The organism is Arthrobacter sp. B1805 (assembly GCF_002929745.1).
Classification (GTDB): Bacteria; Actinomycetota; Actinomycetes; order Actinomycetales; family Micrococcaceae; genus Arthrobacter_D.
In genome coordinates this window covers 1-1,322 of the sequence record NZ_PJIQ01000048.1, presented here as the reverse complement: position 1 = coordinate 1,322, position 1,322 = coordinate 1, and the positions used below count along the sequence as shown (strand labels likewise).

Below are 1,322 nucleotides of genomic sequence, written 5' to 3'. Positions count from 1 at the left end.
CAACTGCCAGCAAACCTACCAACGCGGCACCATCACCTGGACCCCCACCACCGGAACCCGCATCACCTACAAATAGACCGAAACCTACTGGGTCTGGTTACAAATGCCTGGCCGACTCGGAGAACGCACCACACACTTGGAGAGCCTTGTGACACCCTTAAGAGTCAGGACAGCCGCAGCGCTCGTTGCACTGAGCGCTGCAATTATCCTCAGTCCCAGCCCGGCGCTTGCGCAGACGCAGCCTCCGCTTGCTCCAAGCAACGGCAATCAGACTGCACCACCAGCTGGTCCAGGCGATGCGACCCAACAGGCGATCACTCCGGTCTCCCCGCAACCGGCTGTCACGTCGGTTCCTGAAGCCCCCAGCGCGTCCACCAGTACGGACACAGAGGGAGCGGAAGGCACGCTTTCTGACGAGCAAATGCTGGCGAACAAACGCGCGGTCGCCAGCCAGATAGGTTCCGACGGTGCTTCCCTGGGTCAGGGCGTCCTGCGATTGTCACGGACGGGTGATCCTCAAGTTCCCGCCCCCGAGGAAGAAAGTCCCATAGCGATCAAAGAAGAGGGCGGGGCCGGTCTGGCTGCAGTCAATTACTGGAAACCCAGCGGTGTGCTCGGGGTAGACGTCAGTAGCCACCAGGGCACTGTCAACTGGCAGGCAGCGTGGAATGAAGGCGCCCGCTTCGCTTACACCAAAGCGACGGAATCGACCAACTACCGAAATCCCTTTTTCGGCGAGCAATACCAGGGCTCGACGAACGTCGGGATGCTTCGCGGCGCCTACCACTTCGCGATACCGAGTGTGAGCTCAGGAGCCGAACAAGCCAACTACTTCGTCAACAACGGCGGAGGTTGGTCGGCAGATGGAAAGACCCTCCCTCCCCTGCTCGACGTCGAGTACAACCCATACTCAACGCTCGGCAACTCTTGCTACAACATGTCCCCCGTTCAGATGGTGAACTGGATCCGCGATTTCTCCAACACGGTGCTCGCGCGCACCGGACGCGTTCCCATGATCTACACGACGGCCGACTGGTGGAACACCTGCACAGGCCGCTCCACAGCTTTCGGGAATCATCCCCTGCATCTCGCGAGTTACAGCAACGCCGCTCCGACAAACATGCCAGCAGGATGGTCAGGCTACGAGCTGTGGCAATACACGAGCCAGGGGCCTGTCGTCGGTGACTGGAACCAGTGGCCAGGCACTCTTTCCGCACTTCAAGTCTTCGCGCGGAACAATCAGCCAGCAGCGTCGGTGGCTGAGTCTTCGATCACGTCAGTTGCGGGTAGGACGCCCGAGCTCGGCGCTGCGACCTCTGCTA

General features: G+C 60.7%; 2 protein-coding genes. Both read left to right on the top strand.

What is annotated here, in order from left to right:
* On the top strand, positions 1–76 hold a 76-nt coding region (locus CXQ96_RS19165; protein ID WP_146070945.1), incomplete at its 5' end, for a hypothetical protein.
* Positions 77–421: 345 nt separating this feature from the next.
* A partial coding sequence (locus CXQ96_RS17795; RefSeq protein WP_258059193.1) for a lysozyme occupies positions 422–1,322 on the top strand: 901 nt, incomplete at its 3' end.